Raw genomic sequence first — 19,136 nt, forward strand, 5'->3', positions numbered from 1 at the left:
TAATACATGGGTGTGCCCTCGTGAGGCATGGCACCTGGTCACTCCAATAACAACGCTGATCGACTCAGAAGCCAAGCCTCACCGGTCGGAAACTGGCCCTGCGCATAGCTCACATGTCCTCATCACGGTACGGTAATGATCTCAAAAAATTAATGACAAAAACATCAATATTGAAATATCTCTCAATATTGAATACCTTGACTCTGCCTGACGATGAGGCCTGTACGCCTCACGACTTCAATCACAACAAGGGCTCGAGATGAACAACAACAAGAAAGTTCCCGAATTGACTCCCTCCGCCGTCGATGTGCTGGTCGTCGGTTACGGTCCGGTAGGTGCAACAATCGCGGCGCTGCTCGGCCGCTACGGAGTAACGACCCTGGTGCTGGACAAGCTCCATGACATCGTACTGATGCCCCGTGCCATTGCTCTGGACAATGAGGCCCTGCGCATCCTGCAACTCGCCGGGTTGTCGGAAGACGCTTTCGAGAAGATCGCTATCCCTGAAGTGAGGATGCACTCCCCGGTCCTCGGGCAATTCGGTCGAGCCAATACTGAGGGCTGTATCGACGGCCACCCCAAACTGGTGACTTTCTATCAACCCGACCTCGAGCGAGCGATGCGCGGCCAGGTTTCCCGGCTGAAGTCAGTGACCAGTCTGGGCGGTTTCGAGCTGGAAAATCTGGTCGAGGAGTCAGATTGCGTGGTGGCCACCGTCCGGGATCAAAATGGACACTCGCATTGCGTTTGCGCCCAGTATGTGATCGGTGCGGATGGCGCAAGCTCCAGGGTCAGGGCACTGATTGGCCAGGAGTTCGAAGGACAAACCTATGCAGAGGATTGGCTGATTGTCGATGCCAGGAACCGGCATGAGTCAGCCATTGATCACATCGAGTTCATCTGTGATCCGAGGCGTCCAACGCCGCACATGCCCGCACCCGGTGGAAGGGAGCGTTGGGAGTTCATGCTGCAACCAGGCGAATCCCGGGAAGAGCTGGAAAGCCCGGAAAGCATAGCCCGGCTGATCGCGCCATGGATCAACCCGCAGGAACTGGAAATCGAGCGCAAGGCGGTGTATCGATTCCACGCGCGTTGCTGCAACAGATTCAGCAAGGGACGTATCTTCCTCGCCGGCGACGCAGCGCACATCACCCCACCTTTTGTCGGGCAAGGACTCGTAGCGGGCCTTCGAGATGGCGCCAACCTAGCCTGGAAACTGGCCTGGGTCCTTCGCGGCCATGCCGCGCCTGCAATACTCGATACCTATGACGAAGAGCGCCGCCCCCATGCCCAGGCGATGATCGATCTGGCGAAACTCATGGGCCGCCTGGTGATGCCCAAGAACAGGATCGCAGCTTTTTTCATCCATGGCCTGATGCGCATGCTGGCGTTGACTCCCGCTACCAGAAGGTACTTCGAGCAGTTGGACATCAAGCCGAAGAACACCTTCAAGCATGGCCTGTTCGTGCAGCATCGTCGGGGCGACAAACTGGTTCGTGGCAGCCTGTTTCCCCAAGCCTGGGTTCGCAACATGCAACAGCAGATCCAACTGAGCGACGATGCGCTTGGAGGCAACCTGACCCTGGTTGGATTCGGTGTTGACCCGTTGTCACTGCTGACCGCTGCTCAGGTTGTTTCCTGGGACAAAATGGGAGGCCACTTCTTGCAGATCGGACCCTGCGGCCAGCGCTCCGGCGGCGGTTGCGACTTCATCGAAGACCTGAACCATGGCATCCTGCCGCTGGCTGCCAAAGGCACGCTGGTTGCTGTTCGCCCCGACCGTATCATCATGCACCACGCCCCAGGCTTCGACGCAGGCAGTCTCGTTCGAGACTGTATGGGCCTGTTGGCTAGCGCCGACGCCACAGCCGATAGCGTTTCCATTACCATTAACGAGCCCCCTCGATTAAGAGCCTGAAGATGCCTTCCCCCACTTTCCCTTCAGAAGCAACTGAGCAAGAGCCTCTCACTCGAGGCCACAAGAAGCGTGAACGTACCCGTCGCGGCCTGGTGGACGCGGCGTTGCGTCTTGTCGCACGTAAGGAGGTGGGGGAGATTGCACTGCTCGATGTCGCCTCGGAGGCCGCGGTATCCAACGGCACCATCTACAACTATTTTCGAACGCGCGACGAAGTGCTCGAGGCCGTTGGCATCGCCATGGCGAGTGAGTTCTCCGATGCCATTTCCGCCTTGAGTTCGGACGTGCACTGCGGTGCACAGCGGCTTTCGATTGGTGTGCGCATGTTCGTATGCCGGGCTGCGTACGACCATCAATGGGCCAACGCACTGCTGCGCATCATCCATTCCGATCAGACCATGCGCTCGCGCTTGGCTGCTCATGTGCTGGGCGATTTGCGTGAAGGTCTACGCGCGGGGACTTTCGCTTATGAGGATGAAGGGATCGCTCTGGACATGGTCGTATCGTGCACAACCGGCGCCATGCGCTCGGTTGTCGAAGGGCGTGTGGTGGAAGAGCACGATCAGCGGGTCGCCGAGATGATTCTCAAGGCTCTGGGTGTAACACCTGCCAAAGCCAGGAGAATCGCCGATAAGCCGCTACCGGCCGGCTAAACCCGGCCAATCCATTGCCGATAGCTCTTCGCCTGGCGACGAGACTTCAGCTGATTGCCGATCAATGCCATGAGTGGCGACGTCCTGGGTTTTGTCCGTTTTCCTTGACTCAGCAAGCCGAGCTGCTTCTTGATCACCGACGCCGTTGCAAGCGATGCCAGCGCCTTGTTCTTCCAGCGGACGACGATGGGCTCCACTTCGGTGTCCTTACCTGCCATCCACTGGCTTGGCAGGGTCGGCTCGATTGCCAACGCGGTGGCAAGCCCCACCATCGACACCGAGCCGCTCACCACTCGCTCCGCCACCTCCTTTCTACGCACGCCGCCGGTGACCATCAGCGGCATGCGCGCTATTTCTCCTATTTTTTCCGCACACTCGAGAAAATAGGCTTCTCGAGCCAAGCGGCTGCCATCGCGTGTTTGCCCCTGCATCGCCGGGCTTTCGTAGCTGCCGCCGGACAACTCGACCAGGTCGACCGCCTTGGCGTTGAGCATTTCCACCACGCGAGCCGCGTCCTCGGCATCGAAACCGCCGCGCTGAAAATCGGCAGAATTGAGCTTCACAGCAACGCAAAAGATCGGTGCCACTCGCTGACGTATTGCATCGATGGTTCGCAGGAGAATTTGCGCACGATTTTCCAGGCTGCCACCCCAGCGGTCGCTACGCCGGTTGGTCAAGGGTGAAAGGAATTGGCTGAACAGGTAGCCATGCGCTGCATGTATCTCCACGCCGGTGAATCCGGCACGCTCGGCCAGCACCGCCGCTTGGGTATAGCGCTCAATCAGCTCTTCGATCTCCTGCTCCTCCAAAGCCCTGGGCGGCACAAAAGCTTTTGATAGTCCGGGAATGTCGACGGCAACCGCAGAGGGCCCCCGTGCCGATTGCCCCATGGAAGCCAATAGCTGCCGTCCGGGATGATTGATTTGCATCCAGGCCTGGGCCCCACGACTGCGGCAGGCATCGGCCCATAGCCTGAATTCGTCCAGGTTCCGATCGTCCTCAAGCACCACGCCAGCGGGGCCGGTCAAGGCGTGGCGGTCAACCATGACGTTGCCAGTGATGATCAGGCCGGCACCACCCTGCGCCCAACGCCGATAGAGCTTGACCAGCGCGTCCCCTGGAGCGTGATCCTCATTGGCAAGATTCTCCTCCATGGCAGCCTTGGCGATCCGGTTTGGAATCACCGTACCGTTAGGCAAACGAAGCGGTTTGAAGAGCATTGAGCCGGTCATGTTCTGTCCTTCAGCTAATAAAAAGTCGGCCGGCCAGCGCAGGGCTTGATGTGCCGAGAAGGCAAGCCTGAAACACAACACAATTGAACATGCGTGTTCAGTTGTGTCAATGGCGTCTGACTTTAATTGACCCGGCTTCAGGCCGACTTTCAGACAGAACAAGCGACACGTTTAAAAATAGGGTTGACGTAGAATGAACACGAGTGTTCAATCTGTCCATAAGGTAATCCTGGAGAGAGAACCGTGGAATCCCTGAATCCAACACAGCGCCGCATTCATCAAGCCGCCTTCCGCCTGTTCGCTGAAAGAGGCACCTCACAAGTGAACATTCTCGACCTCGCCCAAGAGGCAGGCGTGGCGCGCGGAACGGTCTATAGCAACATCGACAGCATGGAAAGCCTGTTCGAGGCGGTCGCCAGCCATCTCGCGAAGGAGATGCATGAGCGCGTCAACAAGAGCTTCAATTCCCTCTCTGATCCGGCTCAGCGCCTTGCCAATGGCATTCGATTGTTCATTCGTCGAGCGCACGAAGACTCACAGTGGGGCGCATTCATCCATAAGTTCGCCATGAGCAATTCTTCGTTACGCGAAATGTTCAGCAGCCAGGCGACTACGGATCTTCTGAGCGGGCTTTCCACTGGACGCTATACGTTTGCGCAGGAGCAATTGCTCTCAGTACTGACGCTGATTTCGAGCAGCGTCCTGGGCTCGATTTTTCTGGTGCTGGAAGGGCACAGAACGTGGCGCGAATCGGGATCTGATACGGCTGAACTCGTGCTGCGTGCCTTGGGTGTGCCTCTGGAGGAGGCTAGAGCGCTGGCGACCGTAGAGTTGCCGGCACTTCCTCCTATCGACTAAGCGCGGTAACTGAAACAACGAAAAACCCCTGGCGTTTTCAGGGGTTCGGGGATCGCTTTGCCTTGAAAACTGGAAAACAAGAACAATGAATAACAAAAATCAACTGCCCCAGTTAGTAACACAACAGCCTGTCCGGTATCCGCAACCGACGGTTAAAGCCCAAGGTCTGACTCACCTGATCTTTCAAAGGCCAGACTTGAATGAAGCGGCGCATTTCCTGACAGACTTCGGCCTGGCCGTCAGTCATCAGAACGCCGAAACGCTCTATCTGCGCGGCACTGAACCGGCTCCCTATTGTTACCGTGTCCACCGTGCAGAAAATGCATGTTTTGTCGGGTTCGGGCTGGCAGTCCAATCGCTCGAGGATCTGGAAAAGCTGACGCAAATTCCAGGTGCGTCATCGATCGAGACATCGACACATCCTGGCGGCGGGCACTACCTCAGACTGACCGATCCTTCAGGGTTTACCGTCGAAGCAGTTTGTGGCCAGACGCCAAGTAAAACCCTGCTGCACAGAGCCCCACTTCCCTGGAATCTGGCGCAAGAGCAATCGCGAATCAACGCCACGCAGCGCCCGCCGATTGCACCGCCTGAAGTAATCAAACTGGGTCACATCGTCATTGAAGTGGCCGACTATCAGGCGACCTGTGCCTGGTACACCCGGCATTTCGGGTTTATTCCCAGCGATGTGCAGGTACTCCCTGACGGCACCCCCATCGTCGCTTTCATGCGCCTTGATCTCGGTGACAGGCCTGCGGATCACCATACGCTCGCGATTGTCCAGGGGTTCATGGCGACCTATAGCCACAGTGCCTATGAGGTCGTCGATGCCGACGCGGTGGGCATGGGGCAACGGGTCCTGCGAGAGCGGGGTTGGGAGCACTCGTGGGGAATCGGCCGGCACATCCTGGGCAGTCAGATCTTCGATTACTGGCAAGACCCTTGGGGTGATAAGCACGAGCACTACTGCGACGGAGATATCTTTACCGCCATACAACCTGTGGGCATCCATCCCGTGAGTCCCGAGGCAATGGCGCAGTGGGGGCAGCGCATGCCCAAGAATTTTACCAAACCCAGGATGAGCTTGAGCAATGTACGAGCCCTGATCCGCAACCTGCGGCGCAGCCCGGACTTGACGCTTCGCAAGTTGATCACGCTGATGCGGATGTTCGGGTAGCGCGGCCGCCATGTCGGGCAACGCGACACGATATGGCCGGCGAGACGTGCTCAAAGCCGGTGCCCTGATCGCCGGCGGCTCGTTGATCTACAGCGTCGCCAGCCCACCCTCAGAACAACACCACAGTTCTCGCGCCATCGAGCGCGGGACAAACGCTGCCCCAGGAGTACCTTCAATGTCTGCTGTACATGTAGTCCGCTTTGAGTTTGAGAACGGTATCCACTGGGGCGTGTTACGCCAAGACCGTATCACGATTGTCCCAGGTACTTTTGAGACCACGGGTGACTTCATCAACCAGAACAGTATCGATGAGCTCGCTCAACTCAATGGTACTCAGTTGGAGGCGCACCAAGTGAAACTGCTGTCGCCGGTGACCCGCAATCAACAATTCGTCTGCCAAGGGGCCAACTATCGACAGCACATGATCGAGTCGGGCATGGACCCGGATGCGAAGAAATACAACATGATCTTCACCAAGGCGACCAGTTGCCTGGTGGCCGCAGACAGCGTCCTGATCAAGCCGCGCACCGTCCGTTTCCTTGACTATGAGATCGAACTTGGGCTGGTGATGAAACGCGTTATCAGTGGCGCAGTGACCGTCAACGATGCCAACCTGCATGAATTCGTTGCCGGCGTGGTCATTGTCAATGACTACTCGGCACGCGACATTCAGATCCCCCAGATGCAGTTCTACAAGGGCAAGAGCTTTCGCACGTTTGGCCCGGTCGGCCCCTACCTCTGCTTGCTGGGTGCCCAGGACATGCATTACCTGAAAGCATTGCAGTTGCGCCTGACGGTCAACGGCGAAGTACGGCAAAGCGACAGTACGGCCAACCTGGTGTATGGCCCCGCTGAAACCCTGACCGAACTCTCCGCCGTGCAAGATCTTGCCCCCGGCGACCTGATCGCCACCGGTACTCCGGCGGGATGCGCTCTGAGCATACCGTCGCCCGCCAAACAGCGCATTGCGGCCCTGATGCCAGAAGCCACCAAGTGGAAGCTGTTCCTCAAGGCGCAGGAAGGGCGGACGCAGTATCTCAAGGCGGGAGACGTCGTCGAAGCGCGCATTCGCAGTGCGGATGGCGTGATTGACCTGGGTGTGCAACGCAACCGAGTCGTAGAGGAAGCCTGAAAATGATGGTGCAATCTCTGAACGACATTGAACGTATCGAGCAGGTCCCGTTGTCGGAACGTGGCTTGGCTTCCAGCACCTATGAAGCACTGGCGCGTACAGCCGAACTTTCTCCCAATGCGCCCGCACTGAGTTTCTTCGCTGACGCTACCTGCTTCAGGAGCACCCATCACTGGAGCTATGCCGAACTCATCGAAGATATCACTCGAGCGGCGAATGCTTTCCACGATCTGGGCATTACCCCGGGTGAAGTGCTGGCCTTCATCCTGCCCAACCTGCCGGAAACCCACTTCACCATCTGGGGGGGCGAAGCGGCCGGTGTCGTCATGGCGATCAACCCACTGCAAGAAGCCAAACAGATGGCTGCCTTGCTGCGGGCCGCCAAGGCCAGCGTGGTGGTAACGCTCGCACCGACGCCGGGCAGTGACCTGTGGCCTAAGTTGGCCTCCCAGCTGGATCAACTTCCCGAGATCAAGCACGTCGTTTGGGTTGGCATGGGACCCTATGTTGATGCAGCTCAGCGTGAATCGCTTGAATCCCTGGCACAGAAAGAACGTGAGGTGCACAGGGATGCCACGATTCACGAATTACGAGCGTTGATGAATGCCCAGCCAGGCACGCATCTGAAGAGTGCTCGGCTGTTCCGCCCTGAGGATCGTTCCTCTTACTTCTGCACCGGCGGTACCACCGGGCTCCCCAAGATTGCGATGCGTACGCATGGGGCGGAGGTCTTCAACGCGTGGGCCATGGCCACGCACATGCAACCCCGCGGGAGTGGCCAGGTCATTTTTTGTGGGTTGCCGCTGTTCCATGTAAATGCCCAGCTGGTGACCGGCCTGATGCCTTGGACCCAAGGTGATCATGTCATCCTCGGTACGCCGCAGGGTTATCGCGGTGAGGGTGTGATCCCACACTTCTGGGAGATGGTCGAGCACTTCGGCATCAACTTCTTCTCCGGCGTACCCACCGTCTATTCCGCACTGTTGCAAAACGAGCTGGAAGGCCGTGACCTGTCCAGCCTGCGTTATGCCATGTGTGGTGCCGCGCCGATGCCGGTTGAGCTTTTCCGGGAGTTCGAAGGCCGGACCGGGGTGAAGATCCTCGAAGGCTACGGACTCACGGAAGGCGCGTGCGTCTCCTCGGTTAATCCGCCCCATGGCGAGCGCTTCGTCGGCTCCATCGGCATACGGATTGCCTATCAGGACATGCGTGCAGTCATGCTCGATGACGCTGGAGAGTATCTGCGCGACGCCGACACCGACGAAATTGGCCTGATCACCATCACCGGTCCGAACCTGTTCGAGGGTTACGTTGAAGAAAGCCATAACCGGGGCCTGTGGATCGACATCAATGGTCAGCGCTGGCTGAATACGGGCGATCTGGGTCGCCAGGATGAAAATGGCTACTTCTGGCTGACCGGGCGCAAAAAGGAGCTGATTATCCGTGGCGGCCACAATATCGATCCCAAGCAAATCGAGGAGGCTTTGCAGGCCCACCCAGCGGTGGCGTTGGCGGCTGCCATCGGCAGCCCGGACGCCTATTCGGGTGAAGTGCCGGTTGCCTACGTGCAACTGCGGCCAGGCCACGTTTGCGATGTCGAAGAACTTGAGCGGTTTGCTCAACACCACATCAGTGAGCGGGCGGCCATTCCCAAGCGGATCGAAATTCTCGAAGCGCTGCCGTTGACGGCGGTGGGCAAGATCTTCAAGCCCGCGTTGCAGCGGCGCGAAGTTGCCAGGGTAGTCCGGCAGGATGTGGATCGTATGTGTCTGAAGGACATTGGGGTCGAAGTGATTGCGCATGAACAACGTGGACTGGTCGCCTGCATCCGGGCCGGGAGAAATCAAGAGTCCCTGGCCCTCCTTCTAGGTCGCTATAGCTTTCAGGTGGAGTGGCTCAAATGATCCTGACTTTGTAATTTCGCCACTCCGGCCCTGGTACTAATCAGCCAGGGCCTTTTTCAAAAAAACGATGAACTTCAACCGGTACTGCCAAGTGCACCGGAAGGCGAAGCTTTGCCTGCGCACCAATCAATAACAACAATACGAGGTGGGAAATGAACCTGAGCAACCGTGCAATCCCGTGTCTCTCAGCTGTGCGAGAAGTGTCTTCCTGGATCAAATTCACAGGTGCCGCGGCAATACTCAGCGTTTCAACAAGCGCGGGGGCCAATGGCATTGCCTTGAACGAACAAAGTGCAAGCAGCGCGGGTACTGCTTATGCGGGAAGATCGTCTTCTGCGCTGGACGCCAGCACCATCTTTGGCAACCCTGCGGGCTTGACCAAATTGAAGCGTACCGAGATTTCCGGCGGAGCCGCGGTTGTCTCGGTGAGCGATGACATCAGTGATGCGCAGAGCAGTGCCCCGGGAACGAATAAAGGGGACTCGGTACCATTGGGGGTCGTGCCCTTCGCCTATATGTCGACGCCGCTTGACGAGCGTTTTTCGATTGGTCTGGGCCTGTATGCTCCGAGTGGCCTGATCAATGATTACGAGAGCGGTTTTCAGGGCCGCTACCATGGTTCCTATAGCACGACCAAGGAAGTAACCCTGCAGCCCACCATTGCCTATCGGATCAACGATTACGTATCCATTGGTGGCGGGCCGACCATCAACCGTTTCACTGCAAAGCTTCAGAATGACTTGGCCACCGGTGCCCTGAACAACGGCCAGGACACAGAGGTCACTATTAAAGGCGATGACACGGCACTTGGCTACAATCTCGGCATCTTGTTTGACTTGAGTGAGGCGACGAGTTGGGGGATTAACTATCACTCAAAAGTGGCTTATCACCTCAAAGGGCATACTGAGGTTTCCGGCTCCCCGAGCGTTATCCCGCTGGACGGAAACTATGACAACAAGATAGACATCACTATGCCCGAATCAGTGGACACGTCCATCACCCATCATTTCAATAGTCGCTGGACGGGATACCTGGGAACCACCTGGAAGCGTTGGAGCCGGATCAAGAAGGTCGAGGCAGTCAACAGCGGTCTTTCCCCCTTGGGCCAGGCGGCTGGCCTGGGAAGTGTGACCGAAGAAATGAACTGGCGTGACACTTGGGCCACCGCAGTTGGCGCGTCCTTTGAATTGAACCAACAATGGCTGCTGCGCGCAGGTTACGCCTATGATCCGTCGCCCATTAGAAATGCCGATCGCAGCGTGCGCGTTCCGGTTGGGAATCGCCAGGCCGTGACTTTGGGCGGTGCTTATTCGCCGAGTTCCGATCTGACGATAGACTTTGCTTATGGTTATCTCTGGGATTCCAGAGTCTCAGTGAAACAGTCGAACAACTCCGGTCTTCAGCCGGAATACAGTGCCAACTACGAAAATAGTGCGAATGGATTTTCAGTACAGGCAACCTATCGGTACTAATCGACAGGACTCAATTTTTAATAGAGTCCATATTTGCGAGCCTTCCCGAAAGTTTCCCTTTCGTCGTTAATCAACTACTCAATCGGGACGTCACACCTCTGGCAGTTGATGAGCGCGCAGCGGGGGGACAAATATGAAGAGCTGTGTGAGAGGTAGCTATTGGCCGATTCTGTTGAAAAAGTCGGTTCGCCCAAACAGCCTGGTCATTGACTGGTTAAAACGCATTTTTTGCACACTGCTACGTGAAATCCGAGCCCGGAAGCCTCGCCGCCACCTCATGGGCAACCCGAAGTGTGAACTCCAATATGGCGGCATTCAGGGCGGGTAGGGCGAGCTGATTCGGGTTGATCTTGAAAAGCAGGCATCGTTCTGGCTGCTCCGGCCTGAAGGTTCGCTGGTGCGGGCCTCTTTTTTTGGTGATTCACATCCCTCAATGCTCATGGGCATGCGAATGGATCGTGAGGGCACCAGGTACCTTGGTGCGTTCGAGTCCCCCACGTTCCAGCCACCGGAGGGTCTGCTCATAGGCACGCTGCAGCAAAGACTCGGTCTGGTCAAAGTTGAAAACCGAGACATCCACCGGGCACAAAGGCGGGACGATGTGCAGACTGGCGAAAGTGCGGAAGTGTTCGATGTCGCTCACCAGTTGGCGCATGCTCATCAGATTGACGGTGTGCAGGGCTAAGGCGACCAGTCCTCGGGGAGGTTGCATTAGGTCGCAACTCATTCCGGTGGGGATGACCACGACGTTGGTGGCTCCCAAGGCTACGGCAGTCGAAATAGGTGTATTGCTTGCCACGCCGCCGTCAACCAGGAACTGATCGGCGATTTGTACGCAGGGGAACACCAGCGGAATGGCAGCGCTGGCCAGTAACGCCTGCTCGAGTTCGCCACTGGACAGAACCGTCTCGGCACCACTGAGCAGGTTGGTGGTGACGATGTATAGGGGCAGCACCGCATCCTCAATGCGGTGAATGGGCAATGCCTGACCCAGCAGCCGATTCAAGGCCGACGGCTGCAACAGATAGCCACGCCGTTTGATCAATCCTCTACAGGTATCGAACCAAGAGAGGGGGAAGACGTCAGTTTTACTCAGCCCGCGCCAGAATCCGGCGAGCGCCTCGACGCCATCGGAATCGGGTCTTGCGGCAAAGTAGGCACCGTTGATAGCGCCTACCGAAGCACCAACCACCATGTCGAATCGAACATTGGCTTCGACCAGGGCCCGCAACATTCCCACCTGCACCGCCCCCAAACTGCCACCGCCAGCGAATACGATTGCGGTTTTGGTCGCCATGGCGGAAGTCTCTGTGCGCAAATGTATCGAATGAGTGTAGCTGGCGGGTCGGCATTACTCACTTTGAAGTGCAAACTCGATAGCGCTCAGCAAAGCATCGCTGCTGAAGGGCTTACGCAGGCATTCGATGGGTTTATAGCGACCGGTTTCGGCCAGTGTCGCTTCATCCCAATGTGCCGACATGCAAATCACCGGGAATTTTCTGTCCTTGAGCGTCAGTGCGTGCATGACGTCTATCCCTGACAGGCCGTTCATCTTCAAATCCAGCAACAGACACGCAATGTCATCGAAGTTTTCGAGGGCCAGGAGTTCCTCGCCCGAGGCGAATACCCGGGCGCGGTATCCGGCCGACCGAAGCAGGTTGGCCAGGCTTTTGCGCACGGACGCATCGTCGTCCACGATGCAGACGATGATCATGGCGCTGACGGATGACCCGGGCGCGGCGCAGTCATTGTTGGTAGTCATGTAGGACTCTGCACGCCAAACGTCGGCTCTGAGCTAATCAAGCCATACAGGCTGACCAGGCTCACCAGCGAGCGCGTCTGCATCTTCTCCATGATGTGTTTGCGGTGGACCTTGGCGGTGATTTCGCTGGTGCCCAGCCGGTTGGCGATGTGTTTGTTGGACAGACCCTCCACGATCAGTGGCAGCACTTCGCGCTCACGGGGGGTCAACAGGGCGGCCCTTTGACGGGCACTCTGAGTGCGTTGCCATTGCTCGAACGTCGCCGCTGCGCGCTGACGGGTGGTGCGCAGGATGTCCAGCAACTGGCCGTCGTTGAAAGGCTTGGTCAGGAACTCGACCGCTCCCGCTTTCATGGCCTGCACCGACATCGGGATGGTGCCGAAACCGGTCATGAAAATAACCGGCCACGGAAGTCCGCGCCGCCCGAGTGTGGATTGCAGTTCCAGGCCTGTCGCCTCGGGCAGGCTGACGTCCAGCAACAGGCAAGCGGGGCCGATGTCGAGGTCAGCGCTGAGCAATTCTTCGGCCGAGGCGTATATCCGGTGCACGATGCCTTCGGCCCGCAGCAGTCGGCTGAGCGCTGTGCGCACGCAGGCGTCATCGTCCACGATGAACACCGGTACGCTGTCAGGATCGATCCTCTGCTGATCCTCGGACGCCAAGGGGCCCGGGGCCGCAGGATGGAACAGGGGCAGGGGCGGTTCACGTTCTTTCAATAATCGGTAACCTCGGCGCGGGACCGTCTGGATGAGCTCTTTTTCTCCGAGCAACTTGCGCAGCGAGGAAATCTGCACCTGCAGATTGTTTTCCTCGACGACGGTGTCAGGCCAGACCTGTGTGATCAATTCATCTTTGCTGACGATTCGGCCATCGGCCTGCATCAGCACCGAGAGGATTTCGAACGCCCGGCCCCCGACACGCAGCGGCCGTCCATCAAGAAAGGCTTCGCGCCGTTCCAGGGAAATAGTGGCTTGGCCGAGTCGGATCATACATTCCTCTGCACTGCGTTGACGGGGCGTGACGCCGGAACGTCGTTTCATCAGGGCTACACGCTAGGGTGCGTTCTCAGTTAGTTTTCACGGGAAAACTAACTGAGAACGCACCCTAGGGGACGGCCTCGCATAATGCAATTATCCCGAGGGATAACATGCGGCGATTTCAGAGCGCAAAAACCACAGGCGGCAGGGGCCCTCAACTGCCATTCTGGTGCCGATGACGGACAGGATTGCTTGAGCGCAACCCCCGGGCCAGAGCCTTGCGTATACTCCCAGGCTCAGCCCGAAACGAATCTTCAGCGGTGATTGTTCATGCCCAGCAGCCCTCTCTCAGCATCCGGTTCCCACAGTCTTGATGTCGTACACGATGAAGCCTGGCTGGAGCGTTGCACCTTCACCATACTGCGCCGGGAAAACGACCTGACCTGGTTCACGCTCCAGGATCGGGCATCGGGCACACGCTGGCTCGCCGCCCGGGCGCCGATTCAACGGCCTGCTCTATGCCAGCGGCTGGAGCGCGATTTTCACCTGAGGCTGGATCCGGCCTGGGCGATTGCCCCTGTCGCGTTCATCCGCTCGGCCGAGGGGCCTTTGTTGATTTATCCCGTGTCTGGGGTGCCGCTGACTGATTTGATCACTGACACAGGGCTGCCACTGGCGCGCTTGCTGGCCATCGCCGTAGCCGCGGCCAACGCGCTGGCGAGCGCCCAGAAGATGGGCGTGCGACATGCCAGCCTGCTACCCCACCACTTGGTGGTGGATGCGGCCGACTCGGTCAGACTACTGAATTTTCACCGCCATGCCGGGGAAGCGCCCGCCGATGAATTGCCTGACCTGGAACAATGGCCTTATCTGGCCCCCGAGCAGGTACGACGCGATGCCGCCAGCTTTGATGCGCGCAGCGATGTCTACGCGCTGACCGCGATTCTTTATCAGGCACTGACCGGCCGACTGCCGCTCACCGCCCGCGACCCGTCCCAATGGCTGCACGTGCACGCCGCGGTCCAGCCGCAATCACCGGCGATTCATGTCACCGATCTGCCGGAAGGCATCTGCCGAGTGCTGCTCAAAGGCCTGGCGAAAGAACCGGGTGCCCGCTACCAGAGTGCCGAATCAATAGCCGCGGATCTGGCCTGGTGCCAACGGCAGTGGCTGGAACATGAGCGTATCGACGCGTTCCGCCTGGGCGCTTTCGATGCGTTGCCTTCCCTGGCCCGCAGCGATGTGCTGTTTGGTCGAGAGGACGAACGTACGCAGTTGGTCGAGCTGATGCATCAGGTGGGCAGCGATGGCATTGCCCGGGTTCTGCTGGTCGGTGGCGCGCCGGGCGCCGGCAAGTCGACGCTGATCCATCAGGGTGTCCGGCCGCTGGCGTCCGGCTACTGGGCCAGTGGCAAGAGCAATCTGTTGCAGCAGGAAATTCCATTTGCACCCTTGGCAGAAATCTTCAAGTCGCTGATGACCCAGTTGCTGGGCAAGCCGGCTCTGGAGTTGCAGACACTGGGCGAGCAACTGGTCGAACGGCTCAAGGGGCGGGGCAGGCTTCTGGTGGAGTTGGCGCCCGAGGCTGAGTTGGTCATCGGGGTCACACCTGAGCTACCGAACATGCCGGCCCGACATGCGCTCGATCGCGCCAACCGAACCCTGCTCGATGTATTGGAAGTCTTCGCTCAGCCGGGATGCCCCTTGGTGCTGTTCGTGGATGACGTGCAATGGGCGGACGATTCGACGCTGTCGTTTTTGCAGGCCTTCGTCGCCCGGCGGCCTCGGCATCTGGTGCTGATCCTGGCGTATCGCGAGGCCGAGTCGCAGGCCCTCGAGCGCAAGGGGGGAGTGCTGGAGGTGCTGGGCCGCGAGCAATCGTTACCCTGTGCAAGCGTCATGCTGGGGCCATTGTCGGTGCCCGCCGTCGCGCAGCTGATCGCCGCTGAACTGGACGCCGACCCCAAGGAGATTGAGGCGCTCGCGCAAGTCGTGCATTACAAGACGGCCGGCAATCCTCTGTTTGTCAGCCAGGTGTTGCGCGCATTGATCGATGAATGTCTGGTGCGCTTTGACGTGCAGGGTCGCCGCTGGGTCTGGAATCAACAGGAGGTGGACGGTTATCGCTACGCCGACAACGTCGCGGACTTGATGGTACTGCGACTCGAACGCCTGTCGCCGATGGAGCGCGAAGTGCTGCGCACGGCGGGCTATGTCGGCGGGCGCTGTGATGAATCACTGCTGCATCGGCTGTTGCCGTGTGAGCCGCAACAAATTACCCATGGCGTGCAAAGCCTGGTCGATGCAGGTTTTCTGCTGCGTGAGCGCGAGCAACTGGTGTTTCCCCATGACCGTGTGCTTGAGGCGGCCTGTCAGCTGGCGGCGTCAGCGGGACGCGCCGCCGAGCATGCGCGTATCGCTGGCGCCATGCTTGATCATTGGGGCGAGCAGATCCATGAGCGTGTGTTCGAAGTCGCCAGTCAGGTCCAGCGCATTGACGCCGATGAACTGGAGGCGCATCGCCGCGCCGCGTTCGTCGAGCTGTTGGTCGAAGCCGCCGAACGCGCCCGGGACACCGCCTCTGTCGAGCAGGCCGTGGGCTATCTACGCACGGCCGAGAGTCTGCTCGGCCAGACAGGTTGGTCGAGCCTCTACAGCCAGACGTTTGCCACCCAATGGCTGGCTGCCGAGTGCGACATGCTCCTGGCCGATCTGATCGGGGCCCAGCGCCGCCTCGACGACTGCCTGACCCACGCCACCACAGTGCTCGACCGCGCGAAGACCTATCGGTTACGGGCCACCTTGCGCACGCTGCATTCCGATTACGAGGGGGCGATCACCGAGGCGCTGAACGGTTTGGCCTTGCTGGATATTCCCCTTCAGCGCAGGCCCTCACAGAACGATTTGACCCTGGCATTTACCCAGGTTCGTGAGTTTGTCGGCGCACGCCGCATCGCCGATCTGGTGCATTTGCCCAAGGCCGATGACCCGTCTGTCGAAGCGGCCATGGAGTTGCTCAGTACGTTGATTTCTTCGTTCTTCGTCGACGACGACATTCGTTTTCTGCATTTGGCGAAAATGGTCGAACTCACACTGCTGCATGGCACCACGCCAAGCAGCGGCTACGGTTTTGCCTGGTTTGGCGTGATGATTGCCGAACGCTATGGCGAATATGTGGACGGGCAGGCCTTCGCCGAAGTGGCGCTTGAACTCACCGACAAGCACGGCTACGAAGCAGGGCGCACAGGCACGCTGGTAGCGCTCGATCAAGTCAGCCCGTGGACCCGACCGATGGCCTACGCTCGACAGAAGGCATTCGCCGCATTCGAATGCGGCCAGGCCGGTGGCGACCTGGGCATGTCCTGCTATGCCTGCAACCACATCGGCTCAGACCTGCTGTTCATGGGCGAACCCTTGCAAGGAGTGTTGAACGAACTGGAGCATGGGTTGGCGTGGGTGCGGCAATTTCATTACATCGATATCGAGCGCATCCTGCTGGCGCAACAGGCATTCGCCACCGATCTGCGCGACGGGCGCCTGCATCGGCCGTTGGCCGAATTGGATGGCATCGAACATGACCGTTTCGGTCCCATCGACCGTACCCGTGTGTCGCAGCCGACGCTGTTCTGGTCGTGGCTGTATTGCGGTATGTCGGCGTTTTATTTCGGCGATATCCCTTGCGCATTGCGACGTTTCGAAGAAGCCGCCGCGCTGGCCTGGTCCATTCCGGCGCATATCAATCTCGCCGATTACTACCTGTTTTACAGCCTGGCGCTGGGCAGCGCGCAAGCGCCGGGCGAGGTGGCGGAAAAACTGGAAAAACTCGAGCGGCAACGCCTGCGGTTCCTGCCGTGGGTCGAACTCAACCCGATAACCTTCCGCAACAAGTTGCTGCTGATCGAGGGCGTCATCGCCCGTTTGCGCGGTCAGGAACTGGTAGCCATCCGCTGTTTCGATCAGTCGCAGATCGCTGCGGCGGCGGCCGGTTTCATCCATGAGCAGGCGCTGGCCCATGAACAACTGGCCGATATCTGCCTACCCAACGGGCTGGTGTCGGGTGCCAGCCACCACCTGCGTGTCGCGCGCGACTGCTACAACCTGTGGGGCGCCGAAGGCAAGGCGCGTCAATTGGAAACCTTGCACCCGTTTCTGAGTGCGCAGCCGTCGTTCGAGCCGGTCCGGCCTGTGACCCAGGTCCGCCTCGATCTTGAAGTGGGGATCGAAGCGGCGCGCGCACTGTCGCAGGAAGTTCTGCTCGACCGACTGGTCGAAACCCTGATGAATCACTTGATGATTCAGGCCGGTGCCGACAATGGCGTGCTGATGATCGTCAGCGGCGCCGAACTGCAACTGGCGGCGACGGCTTCGGTCGAAGCCGGCAATGTACGGGTCGCTCTGGACGCCGGGCAACCGCTCGAACAGATGGCGCCGGCCTCGGTACTCAACGCCACGATGCGCACGCGCACGACCCTGGTGCTCGACGATGCCCGGGCCGATTGTCCCGAGGCCTACAGCGCCGATCTGCAACAGCGGCAAGCACGGTCGGTGTTGTGCCTGCCGCTGCTCAAACAAGGCACGTTGATCGGCCTGGTGTATCTGGAAAACAGCCTGGTCCCCAAGCTATTCAGCGCCCAGCGCTTGACCATGCTGGAAATTCTCGCCTCTCAGGCCGCGGTGTCACTGCAAACCGCCAAGCTGTATGCGCAGCTGGTCGAGGACAACCAGCTACGCGCGCAGATGGAAGCGGACTTGCGCAGTTCCCGCGCGGAACTGGCGCGTAGCTCGCACCTCAAGGTCATGGGCGAGCTTTCTGCTTCGATTGCCCATGAAATCAGCCAGCCGTTGCTGGGCATCGTGTCCAATGCCTCGGCCAGCCTGCGCTGGCTCAAGCGTGATCAGCCCGATCTGGAAGAGGCGATTCAGGGGCTGGAAGACATTCGCTCGGACAGCGCCCGCGCCGCCGACATTGTCCAGGCGCTGCGCGCACTCGCCAAGCAGACGCCGTTGCAACGGTTGCCGGTGCAAATCGATCACTTGATCGGTGAGGTCGTGCGCCTGACCGCCACTGACCTTGCGAACCGCAATGTGCGCCTGGAAACCCGGCTCGATGCGCAATGCCCGGTGTCGGTCGACGCGGTACAGATCCAGCAGGTGGTGTTCAACCTGATCACCAATGCGCTGGAGGCCATCGCCGGAGCAGGGTCGCCCAATGGATGCATCATCATCGGCTCAGCGGTGAAGGACGTTCATGTCCAGGTCTGCTTCCAGGACAACGGCCCCGGAATTGACGCGCACCAGCGCGAGCAGATCTTCGATGCGTTCTACACCACCAAAGGCAGCGGCATGGGAATGGGCCTGGCCATCTGCAGGTCGGTGATCGGCGCGCACGGCGGGACGCTGGTGGTCCAGGACAGCGAGCAGGGCGCCCGGATTTGCTTCAACCTGCCACTGGCACCGGCCAGCGCCGGATAAAAAAAGGTTCTTCACGGAATCCCGGGGGAACACCGATACCTGTAGAAACTGCGATGCGGCGATCCGACTTGCCAGCGATGGCGACCTTACGGCCGAGCATTTTCTTCCTGGTGTACATATTCATTGCTGCGGTAACGGCCACTTAGGGTTCCGCCCTGACGGCGGGTCACTTTCGAAAAGCGCGAAAGTAACCAAAGCGCTTTGCCCCTTACATTCGGTGCCTCGCTGTGGCTCGGCATGCCCTCGCTCCGGTCCTGCTCCGTGGGCCCGCCGCGATCGGCCATCCATGGCCGTGCGCGGCTAACCCGGCATCCATGCCGGGTTGCCCACTGCGCAGAACCTGCGCTCGGCCTCACGAGGCGGCGTGCACCGCAACAGCACCGCGAGGCGAGCTAACGCTCGACCTCGTTGTTTGGTGGTGCACGCGTTCCCCTGTAGGAGCTGGCTTGCCAGCGATGGTCGGTAACGATAACGCGTGTGAACCGGATAAACGCGGCGTACTTGAGTCCATCGCCAGCAAGCTGGCTCCTACAGTTCCCCGGGATTACGTGAAGAACCTAAAAAAAGGCCGCATGAGCG

The 19,136-nt window shown here is 59.2% G+C and carries 12 protein-coding genes; 8 read left to right on the forward strand and 4 right to left on the reverse strand.

The genetic code is table 11. The features are described from left to right. Positions 1 to 259 precede the first annotated feature (259 nt). A complete protein-coding gene (locus tag KGA83_RS04375) occupies positions 260 to 1,918 on the forward strand; it encodes a bifunctional 3-(3-hydroxy-phenyl)propionate/3-hydroxycinnamic acid hydroxylase (protein WP_108219336.1) in 1,659 nt (552 codons plus the stop codon). 2 nt (positions 1,919 to 1,920) lie between these two features. Then, positions 1,921 to 2,571 (forward strand): TetR/AcrR family transcriptional regulator, encoded by a 651-nt coding sequence (locus tag KGA83_RS04380; RefSeq protein ID WP_223528668.1) that lies wholly within the window; start codon positions 1,921 to 1,923, stop codon positions 2,569 to 2,571. On the opposite strand, the gene KGA83_RS04385 is transcribed toward KGA83_RS04380, so the two are convergent. Then, positions 2,568 to 3,803: an NADH:flavin oxidoreductase/NADH oxidase family protein gene (locus KGA83_RS04385; protein WP_223528730.1), complete on the reverse strand. Its 1,236-nt coding sequence runs from the start codon at positions 3,801 to 3,803 to the stop codon at positions 2,568 to 2,570. The two genes, KGA83_RS04380 and KGA83_RS04385, sit on opposite strands and share 4 nt — an antisense overlap. Positions 3,804 to 4,046: 243 nt before the next feature. Here KGA83_RS04385 and KGA83_RS04390 point away from each other — a divergent pair, with 243 nt between their 5' ends. From KGA83_RS04390 to KGA83_RS04410, 5 genes are all read left to right on the forward strand, one after another. After that, positions 4,047 to 4,661, forward strand: coding sequence for a TetR/AcrR family transcriptional regulator (locus tag KGA83_RS04390; protein ID WP_108219333.1), 615 nt, complete (start codon positions 4,047 to 4,049; stop codon positions 4,659 to 4,661). Between the two features lie 85 nt (positions 4,662 to 4,746). Beyond that, on the forward strand, positions 4,747 to 5,838 hold the full coding sequence (locus KGA83_RS04395) for a VOC family protein (protein WP_223528671.1): 1,092 nt from the start codon (positions 4,747 to 4,749) through the stop codon (positions 5,836 to 5,838). A 175-nt stretch (positions 5,839 to 6,013) separates the two neighbouring features. After that, positions 6,014 to 6,970: a fumarylacetoacetate hydrolase family protein gene (locus KGA83_RS04400; RefSeq protein WP_108219331.1), complete on the forward strand. Its 957-nt coding sequence runs from the start codon at positions 6,014 to 6,016 to the stop codon at positions 6,968 to 6,970. Between the two features lie 2 nt (positions 6,971 to 6,972). Further along, on the forward strand, positions 6,973 to 8,874 hold the full coding sequence (locus tag KGA83_RS04405) for an acyl-CoA synthetase (protein ID WP_223528674.1): 1,902 nt from the start codon (positions 6,973 to 6,975) through the stop codon (positions 8,872 to 8,874). 152 nt (positions 8,875 to 9,026) lie between these two features. Beyond that, positions 9,027 to 10,346 (forward strand): outer membrane protein transport protein, encoded by a 1,320-nt coding sequence (locus tag KGA83_RS04410; RefSeq protein WP_108219329.1) that lies wholly within the window; start codon positions 9,027 to 9,029, stop codon positions 10,344 to 10,346. Between the two features lie 430 nt (positions 10,347 to 10,776). Here KGA83_RS04410 and KGA83_RS04415 read toward each other — a convergent pair whose 3' ends face one another. Genes KGA83_RS04415 through KGA83_RS04425 form a run of 3 tightly spaced genes read right to left on the reverse strand, consistent with a single transcriptional unit; the run spans position 10,777 to position 13,097 of the window. Next, positions 10,777 to 11,643, reverse strand: a complete 867-nt coding sequence (locus KGA83_RS04415; protein WP_223528675.1) for a patatin-like phospholipase family protein — start codon at positions 11,641 to 11,643, stop codon at positions 10,777 to 10,779. Between the two features lie 54 nt (positions 11,644 to 11,697). Further along, positions 11,698 to 12,060, reverse strand: coding sequence for a response regulator transcription factor (locus tag KGA83_RS04420; protein ID WP_223528733.1), 363 nt, complete (start codon positions 12,058 to 12,060; stop codon positions 11,698 to 11,700). Between the two features lie 44 nt (positions 12,061 to 12,104). Further along, on the reverse strand, positions 12,105 to 13,097 hold the full coding sequence (locus KGA83_RS04425; protein WP_223528678.1) for a response regulator: 993 nt from the start codon (positions 13,095 to 13,097) through the stop codon (positions 12,105 to 12,107). Positions 13,098 to 13,502: 405 nt separating this feature from the next. Between KGA83_RS04425 and KGA83_RS04430 the strand changes: the two genes are divergently transcribed. Beyond that, positions 13,503 to 18,557, forward strand: coding sequence for an AAA family ATPase (locus KGA83_RS04430; protein ID WP_223528735.1), 5,055 nt, complete (start codon positions 13,503 to 13,505; stop codon positions 18,555 to 18,557). Positions 18,558 to 19,136 lie beyond the last annotated feature (579 nt).

The organism is Pseudomonas sp. GL-R-19 (assembly GCF_019956375.1).
Taxonomy (GTDB): domain Bacteria; phylum Pseudomonadota; class Gammaproteobacteria; order Pseudomonadales; family Pseudomonadaceae; genus Aquipseudomonas.

Excerpts from the sequence above, each read along its gene's own strand:
- KGA83_RS04375 (WP_108219336.1), top strand. The coding sequence starts at position 260 with ATGAACAACAACAAGAAAGTTCCCGAATTGACTCCCTCCGCCGTCGAT.
- KGA83_RS04380 (WP_223528668.1), top strand. The coding sequence starts at position 1,921 with ATGCCTTCCCCCACTTTCCCTTCAGAAGCAACTGAGCAAGAGCCTCTC.
- KGA83_RS04385 (WP_223528730.1), bottom strand. The coding sequence starts at position 3,803 with ATGACCGGCTCAATGCTCTTCAAACCGCTTCGTTTGCCTAACGGTACG.
- KGA83_RS04395 (WP_223528671.1), top strand. The coding sequence starts at position 4,747 with ATGAATAACAAAAATCAACTGCCCCAGTTAGTAACACAACAGCCTGTC.
- KGA83_RS04400 (WP_108219331.1), top strand. The coding sequence starts at position 6,014 with ATGTCTGCTGTACATGTAGTCCGCTTTGAGTTTGAGAACGGTATCCAC.
- KGA83_RS04405 (WP_223528674.1), top strand. The coding sequence starts at position 6,973 with ATGATGGTGCAATCTCTGAACGACATTGAACGTATCGAGCAGGTCCCG.
- KGA83_RS04410 (WP_108219329.1), top strand. The coding sequence starts at position 9,027 with ATGAACCTGAGCAACCGTGCAATCCCGTGTCTCTCAGCTGTGCGAGAA.
- KGA83_RS04415 (WP_223528675.1), bottom strand. The coding sequence starts at position 11,643 with ATGGCGACCAAAACCGCAATCGTATTCGCTGGCGGTGGCAGTTTGGGG.
- KGA83_RS04420 (WP_223528733.1), bottom strand. The coding sequence starts at position 12,060 with ATGATCATCGTCTGCATCGTGGACGACGATGCGTCCGTGCGCAAAAGC.
- KGA83_RS04425 (WP_223528678.1), bottom strand. The coding sequence starts at position 13,097 with ATGATCCGACTCGGCCAAGCCACTATTTCCCTGGAACGGCGCGAAGCC.